The organism is Armatimonadia bacterium (assembly GCA_039679385.1).
Lineage (GTDB): Bacteria > Armatimonadota > Zipacnadia > Zipacnadales > JABUFB01 > JAJFTQ01.
The window spans coordinates 46,241-52,474 of record JBDKVB010000007.1 but is presented as its reverse complement, the minus strand read 5'-3'; the positions used below and the strand labels follow the sequence as shown (position 1 = coordinate 52,474).

The 6,234-nt window shown below is 64.5% G+C and carries 4 protein-coding genes; 1 reads left to right on the top strand and 3 read right to left on the bottom strand.

From position 1 onward, the window contains the following. On the top strand, positions 1 to 1,920 hold a 1,920-nt coding region (locus tag ABFE16_00635; GenBank protein ID MEN6343778.1), incomplete at its 5' end, for a polysaccharide lyase family 8 super-sandwich domain-containing protein. Positions 1,921 to 2,015: 95 nt separating this feature from the next. On the opposite strand, the gene ABFE16_00630 is transcribed toward ABFE16_00635, so the two are convergent. Genes ABFE16_00630 through ABFE16_00620 form a run of 3 tightly spaced genes read right to left on the bottom strand, consistent with a single transcriptional unit; the run spans position 2,016 to position 6,081 of the window. Continuing rightward, positions 2,016 to 3,248: an ABC transporter permease gene (locus ABFE16_00630; protein MEN6343777.1), complete on the bottom strand. Its 1,233-nt coding sequence runs from the start codon at positions 3,246 to 3,248 to the stop codon at positions 2,016 to 2,018. Further along, entirely contained in the window at positions 3,245 to 4,003 is a 759-nt protein-coding gene (locus tag ABFE16_00625; GenBank protein MEN6343776.1) for an ABC transporter ATP-binding protein, read from the bottom strand. The genes ABFE16_00630 and ABFE16_00625 overlap by 4 nt, the downstream gene beginning before the upstream one ends. Continuing rightward, entirely contained in the window at positions 4,003 to 6,081 is a 2,079-nt protein-coding gene (locus tag ABFE16_00620; protein MEN6343775.1) for an efflux RND transporter periplasmic adaptor subunit, read from the bottom strand. The genes ABFE16_00625 and ABFE16_00620 overlap by 1 nt, the downstream gene beginning before the upstream one ends. Positions 6,082 to 6,234: the final 153 nt, after the last annotated feature.

Sequence of the window (6,234 nt, the reverse complement as noted above, 5' to 3'; positions counted from 1 at the left end):
ATCTTCATGGCAATGCGGGATGTCCTCGCCGAGGAGGGACTGCTGCGCGACGTGGCACTGGGTGTCTGCTGGTCAATGGCGGCGCTGCACGGCGACGTCTTCGTCCAGAACCCTTCGTCCAACATGGACGCCTTCCAGTGCTTCAACCGCAACTACCCCGCCTTGATGCTGATGCTGCCCGACGAGAGTGAGCGTCTGCAGCGCCTGCAGGCCTTCAAGTACCACCTCGACACTGTCCTGACGAACAACACCACCGTCGGCCCGGACGGCACTGCCTACCATCACTGGATGCATCACTTCGCCTATGCGTCCTACTCGATGCCGACGATCCTCTACTTCGCCCGCGACTTCGCTCCGACGTTCCTGCGCCTCAGCATGGGCGCCATGCAGCGACTCAAGACCTACGTGTATGCCAATGCCTTCGCCTGCGATAAGTACTCGATGCCTGCTAACCTGCTCGGCCGTGCAGGAGTGCCGATGGACTACAACTTCGCCGAGCTGGCCTATGCCCTGGCGATCAGTGGCACGCCGGATGGGTCGGCCGCGCTCGATCCCGAGATGGCCGGGCTGTTCCTGCTGCACTGCAGCAACCCGACGGACCCGCGGGTGGCCGAGCTAACGGCTAGGGGCATCAAGCCTCTGACGCTCACCGGCCACTGGACCTTCAACGGCGCCGCCGCTGCGCTCCATCGACGCGACAACTGGCTGGTCGCGGGTGTGGGCATGGTGAAGTTCTGGCGCGGGCTGGAGATCTACGGCTGGATGGAGAACAACAACTACGGCCGCTACGCTCGCAACGGTTCACTGCTGGTGCAGTCAAGCGGCAATCCCGTTTCGGGCGAGGCCAGTGGCTGGCGCTATGACGGGTGGGACTGGTGCCACTGGCCGGGAGCCACTTCCCTGGTCCGCCCGCAGCAGGAGATGTTCGACGGCTACACCATGTACGGCAACTCCAAGCCCTTCGCCGGAGGCACCGCGCTGGATCAGGACGGTGCCTGGGGCATGGACTTCGAGGGCCGCGACGTGTCCTTCCGGCGCTCCTGGTTCTTCTTCGGCAACCGCGTCACGTCGATCACCACGGACATCAAGAGCACCCAGGACCGCCCCTGCGACACGACTCTCTACCAATGCGCGATGGCCACGCCTGAGGAGAGGACCTGGGTGGATGGCGAGAGCCAGACCGGCCTTGCCACCGACCTGCGCCTCACCGACGGCCGCGCTCACTGGCTCCTGGATAGCCAGCGGAACGGCTACTACGTGCACGCCGGAGGACCGCCCCTGCAGGTCCGCCGAGGTCCACAGGAGTGGACCTACCTGCTCCACCGCTACCTCAAGGACAAGCAAGACGATCCAATCATCGATATTCGTACCCAGCGGTTCCGCGAGAAGAAGCTCGAGGACAACGCGAAGTACTTCACGCCCTCAAAGGGCGACTTCGCGAAGGCCTACTTCGAGCATGGCACCCGCCCGGAGAACGGGCGCGCAGTGTACAGCCTGCTGGTCGAGACGACCCCGGAGGCTATGGGCAAGCTCGCCCGCGACATGGAGAAGGAACAGACCGCTCCGTACCGCCTCCTCGCCGCCGACTCTCGCGCCCATATCCTCTACGATCGTGCAACCGAGACGACCGCCTATGTTCTCTTCGAGACGGGCGAGGCGCTTCCCGGCGAAGGGCCCCTGCTGGCAGCGGGACGTCCCTGCGTGGTGATGGTCAGACCTGTGGAGGGAGGCCTCGAGGTCAGTGTCGCCTCCTCGGATATCGCGCGAACCGACCCGTACCTCCTGCGGCTGAGTGGGGTGTGGAGCGCCGGTGAGCTTCCGGAGGGTAGCGCTCTCTTGGCGGAGCAGGCCAGTACCCTCGTCGTCGTCCCCACCGATTACAACATGCCCGTGCGCTTCAGGCTTCTGGCTCCCCAGTAGTCTGGACTCGAGATACCCCGGAGAAGCGAAAAGGGGCTCTTGCCTTCCGGCGGGAGCCCCTCCTTTGTGTCTGGATGCAAGCGCGCTGCTTTGGACTACTCGAACCGCAGGGCGTCGATGGGGTTCAGGTTGGCGGCGCGGTAGGCAGGGTAGATGCCGAAGAACACACCCACTGCGCCCGAGACGACCACAGACAGCACCACCGAGGAGGTCTGGATGAGCGCGTCCCAGCCCAGGGCATTGGAGATGATGAGCACCGTTCCCACCCCAAGGGCGATTCCAGTGAGACCGCCGATAACCGCGATCACCAGGGACTCGATCATGAACTGCATCAGGATGTGGTGACTGGTCGCGCCGACTGCCTTGCGGATCCCGATCTCCCTCGTTCGTTCGGTAACCGACACCAGCATGATATTCATGATGCCGATGCCGCCCACGAGCAGCGAGACGAGGGCAATGCCGCCGAGCAGCGAGGTCATGGTCTGCGAGCTCTCGGCACTCGCCTCAAGCATCTGCGCCTGGCTGCGAACGCTGAAGTCGTCGTTGTCCGGGAAGGGCGGCCGCAGCTTGTGGCGATCCCGCAGGAGCGAGACCACCTGCTCGGTAGCCAGCGCGGTGTCCCCCTGAGTGCGGCAACTGATGTCGATCTCGCTCAGGCTGGTGCGGTTGAACAGCCGACGCATCGCAGTGTTGCACGGCACGATCAGCAGGTCGTCCTGGTCCTGGCCGAACCCGCCGGCGCCTCTCTCCTTCAGGACCCCGACCACCTGGAAGCGAGTCCGCAGGATCAGCACGTCCCTACCGACAATGCTGGCGTAACGGTCCCCGGTGAGCTTCTCGATGACCGTTCGTCCCACCAGTACGGTGCGCTGCCGGCCCTTCTCCTCCTGATCGGTCAGCCAGCGCCCCTCCTCCACGGGCATCTTGGCCACGGTCTCGTACTCGGGGGTCGCCCCGACGATGGAGGTTGTCCAGGTGGTGTTGCCAAGCTTCACGTCTCCATTGCCCCGGCACACTTGCGAGGCCATGGCAATGGTCCCCTTGAACTTGCGGACGATCGCCTCGGAGTCGGAGGGCATGAGCGTATTCCTGCTTGACCCACCAGAGGGACCCATGCGACGCATCGGGCTCCCCGCCCGGACGACCAGCAGGTTGGTGCCCATCGACTCGAACTGCTCGCGGATCTTCTTGGCAGCACCCTGTCCGAGGGCGACCATAGCAATGACCGCCGCCACGCCGATGATGATACCCAGCATCGTGAGCGCCGTGCGCATCTTGTTACTGCGCAGGGCTCGCAAGGCAATGCGGATGCTCTCCCACACACTCATTGCATCCCACCACCGTTGTCCGCTTTCAGCATCGGATCCTTCAGAAGCTCCTCCAGCAAGCCCTGCGCCCGCAGCCGATCAACCACCGGAGCATCACCGACAATGCGGCCGTCGCGGAAGCGGACGATGCGCTTAGCGTGCCGGGCAATGTCAGGCTCGTGAGTGACCATCACAACGGTGATCCCCGCGTCGTTGAGCTCCTGGAACAGAGCCATGATCTCCTCGCTCTGCAGTGTGGCCAAAGCCCCGGTCGGCTCGTCTGCGAGCAGGAGCGAGGGGCTGTTGACCAGCGCCCGTGCAATGGCGACTCTCTGTTGCTGCCCGCCCGAGAGCTGGTTCGGGAGGTGGTACAGTCGGTCGCCAAGCCCCACACGCCGCAGCGCCTCCGCAGCGCGCTGTTGCCTCTCACCACCACCGTTGTACAACAGAGGCAGTTCCACATTGTCCAGCGCCGTCGTCCGCGGCAGGAGGTTGAACTGCTGGAACACGAAGCCGATCTTCAGGCTCCGGGTCTTCGCCAGTTCCCGGTCGTTGAGGGTCGCAACCTCCACGCCGTCCAGAACATAGGAGCCCGAAGACGGGGTGTCCAGGCACCCCAGGATATGCATCATCGTGCTCTTGCCGGAGCCTGAAGGGCCGGTGATAGCGACGAACTCGCCCTTATCGATCTCCAGACTCACACCCCTGAGTGCACGCACGGCGACCTCGCCAAGCGCGTACACCCGGGTCACGTCCCGCACACTAATAACGCCCATTAGGACCCGCCACCTCCGCGACTAGCTCCACCACCGCTACCACCACGACCGCGGCCGGCTGCACCGCCTCCGCCCCCGCCTCCGGCACCGCTTCTGCCACCCGCACCGGCTGCACCACCCGCACCGGCTGCACCGCCGCCTGTGGTCTGCCGCGAGCTAGTCGTACCGAAGGGCGTGCGGTTCATGAACCCAGGCTTGCGTGTGCTGGCGAAGTCCTCGATCCCGAGCTTGTCCCAGCCGGCCACCACGACCTCTTCACCCTCCTGCAGTCCGGAAACGATCTCGGTGTTGTCGCCGTCCGTCATCCCGATCTCAAGCGTTCGAACCTCCGGCTTGCCACCCTTCAGGACGACCGCCTGGGTGCCTGCTTTCTGCTGCTTGACCGCCTCATTGGGCGCGAGAACAATACCATCCTTGCGGGTGACGGTGATCGTGACGTTGGCCGTCATCTGGGGCTTTAGCAGCCCCTCTCCGCCCTTTTCGATCTTGACGTTCACAAGATAGGTAACCACGTTTTCCGTCTTGGTGGCCGAAGAGGCAACCTTCGTGATCTGGCCCTTGAAGGTCTTCTTGGGGTAGGCGTCGACAGTGACTTCCGCCTCCTGACCGACCTTCACCTGGCCGATGTCTGTCTCGTCCACGTAGGCGTCCACCTCAAGCCGTTCAAGGTCGACGACCTCAATCAAGGTCGGCGCCGACAGACCTGCGGCCACCGTCTCGCCCTCTTGCTGCGCCAGGGAGACCACCATGCCGCTGAAGGGGCTGCGGATGTAGCTCTTCGAGTACTGGGCCTCCTGGTACTTGACCTGCGACTCCGACTGGCGCTTGGCCTCGTAGGCCGCCTTGATGTCCTGCTGCTTGAGCTTGTCCTGGGTGAGGTTCGCGAGGGCGGTCTGCTGGGCCGCTCGCGAACTGCGCACATCCGCTTCGGACGCCGTGATCGCAGCCTTCGCCGAGTCAATGTCCGACTGCCCCGACGCCACCGTCTGCTTGGCCTGCGCTATCGAGGAGACCGCGTCCTCCATGCTCGCTTCGGCAGTGCGCAGCGACTCCGAGCTCATCAAGTCCTGGTAGCTGCCTGCCTGGGCCGCAGTGAGGGATGCCTTGGCCTGGCCCAACTGCTCCTGGGCGGTCGGAACTTCCGCCGCGACCTTCTCCTTGACCAGGTCCACATTCGCCTGGGCCGTCTGCACGGCCTGAGCCTTGACTTCGCTGTCGGTCCGAGCACTGTCCACCTCGGCACCGGACACATAGCCCTTGCCCACGAGCGCCTGCTGACGTTTGAGGGTCAGAGCGGACAGGGCGGCGTTGGACTGCGCCTGCTTTAGGGCAGCCACAGCATTGGCGATCTCCAGGTTCGCGCTCTTCTCAACCTGCTGCAGATTCGCCGCAGCCACGTTCACTGCTGCCTTGGCACGGTCGATCTCGGCCGTCGTCTGGGTGCTCTGCAGGGGCACGGCAGCCCTTGCCGACCGGACCCTGGCTTCGGCTTCACGCAGCCGAGCGTAGGCTCCCGTCTGGGCGGCGATGGCGCTCTTCAGCTTGCTCTCAGCCGATGCCAGGGCGGCATCCGAACGCTGCTTGTCCGCCTCCGAGCGTCGCAAGGACTCCGAGGCCTGCTCAAAGGCGCTGATGAGCTGCGTGTGCTGCATCGGCGCGCCCTGCAACTGCTGCAAGTACTTGGCGCTCTGAGCGGCGGCGTTGCGCCGTGAACTCTCGAGGTTTGCCTCGAGGTCCGGCGCATCGATCTCAGCGACGACCTGCCCGGCCTCCACACGGTCGCCAATATCGGCGTACAGCTTCTTGATGCGCCCGCTAATCTGGGAGCCAATCTTCACCTGGGCGCCCGTCTCGGCAGCAATCACTCCCGTAGCCGATACCGTCTCAAGGATCGACCCCCGGGTCACCTTCTCCGTACTGATGGCCGCCATCTCCGCCTCAGAAGCGCGACGCTTCTTGACGATGACCAGGCCCACGACGACGGCCGCAACCACCACGACCACCACAATCCGCACGATCCAGCGCCGCAGCGTGTTTCGGTTGTTGTTCGGCGGGGGGAGTATCTCTTCAGCGGCCATCTGTGGATTCCTTTCGCCTCGAGCGTCCGCCTTCTGGGAAGAGGACGAACACCACGTCGGCCCATGGGCGATCCTCTGCCCGGGGCCCTCCGGACAACTCAGGGGTATCAGGATGTCTGCGGTTCAGCGTGGCCGTCATCAAGACGAGCCGGC

Coding starts and splice junctions, on each gene's coding strand:
- ABFE16_00620 (MEN6343775.1), bottom strand. CDS start 6,081: ATGGCCGCTGAAGAGATACTCCCCCCGCCGAACAACAACCGAAACACG.
- ABFE16_00625 (MEN6343776.1), bottom strand. CDS start 4,003: ATGGGCGTTATTAGTGTGCGGGACGTGACCCGGGTGTACGCGCTTGGC.
- ABFE16_00630 (MEN6343777.1), bottom strand. CDS start 3,248: ATGAGTGTGTGGGAGAGCATCCGCATTGCCTTGCGAGCCCTGCGCAGT.